The sequence below is a fragment of the Stenotrophomonas sp. YIM B06876 genome, from assembly GCF_030711595.1.
Classification (GTDB): Bacteria; Pseudomonadota; Gammaproteobacteria; order Xanthomonadales; family Xanthomonadaceae; genus Stenotrophomonas.
In genome coordinates this window covers 1-1,227 of sequence record NZ_JAUJUJ010000237.1, presented here as the reverse complement: position 1 = coordinate 1,227, position 1,227 = coordinate 1, and the positions used below count along the sequence as shown (strand labels likewise).

Genomic DNA, 1,227 nt, shown 5'->3' with positions numbered 1-1,227 from the left:
ATCCCAGTCGGCATGGACCGATGCGGGCACCACGAAGGGCTCGTGCGACCAGCCCAGCGCTGCGCGGGTCAGGTTGATTTCTTCGGCGCCGAGCGGCTCGCCGTGCGCCTTGGCGGTGTTGGCACGGTTCGGGCTGCCCTGGCCGATGGCGGTCTTGCAGCAGATCAGCGTGGGCTTGTCGCTGCTGGCCTTGGCCTTGGCAATGGCGGCGCTCACGGCGTCGGCGTCATGGCCGTCCACGGCGTCGATCNCGGCGCCGAGCGGCTCGCCGTGCGCCTTGGCGGTGTTGGCACGGTTCGGGCTGCCCTGGCCGATGGCGGTCTTGCAGCAGATCAGCGTGGGCTTGTCGCTGCTGGCCTTGGCCTTGGCAATGGCGGCGCTCACGGCGTCGGCGTCATGGCCGTCCACGGCGTCGATCACGTTCCAGCCGCAGGCCTTGAAGCGCTGCGGCGTGTGGTCTATGAACCAGGGTGCGACCTGGCCGTCGATGCTGATGCCGTTGTCGTCGTACAGCGCCACCAGCTTGTTCAGCTTCCAGGCGCCGGCCAGCGCCACGGCCTCGTGGCTGATGCCTTCCATGAGGCAGCCGTCGCCCAGGAAGACGTAGGTGTGGTGGTCGACCACGCGGTGCTGGTCGCGGTTGAACTCGGCGGCCAGCAGCTTCTCGGCCAGCGCGAAGCCGACGGCATTGGTCAGGCCCTGGCCCAGCGGGCCGGTGGTGGTTTCCACGCCGGGCGTCACGGCCACTTCGGGATGGCCGGGCGTCTTGGAGCCGAGCTGGCGGAAGTTCTTCAGCTCCTGCACCGACAGGTCGTAGCCCGTGAGATGCAGTACCGCGTACAGCAGCATCGAGCTGTGGCCGTTGGAGAGCACGAAACGGTCGCGGTCGAACCACTGCGGGTTGGCCGGGTTGTGCTTGAGGTGCCGGCCCCACAGCGCCACGGCCATATCGGCCATGCCCATGGGAGCCCCCGGGTGGCCGGAGTTGGCTTGTTGCACGGCATCCATTGCGAGTGCGCGGATCGCATTCGCCATTTGTTGAGAGTTGGCCATCGGGGCGGGTCCGGTCTATGGAGGAGGGAAAACCCGGGATTTTAACGGCGCGGCCAAAAACGCTGCCGCGCGGGGGCCATGCACTACAGTGCGGGCGATGCATGGACAGCCCGCTTCGCCCTCCCCCAACCCACCCGCCGCGCCCGTGCGCGCCCTGCTGCTGGCCGCCGGCCG

At 68.8% G+C, this 1,227-nt stretch carries 1 protein-coding gene; it reads right to left on the bottom strand.

Going from position 1 to position 1,227, the window contains the following annotated elements:
• Window positions 1–1,053, bottom strand: a 1,053-nt coding sequence (locus QZH66_RS16380; protein ID WP_305806938.1) for a 1-deoxy-D-xylulose-5-phosphate synthase N-terminal domain-containing protein, incomplete at its 3' end; no start/stop codon positions are given.
• Window positions 1,054–1,227: the final 174 nt, after the last annotated feature.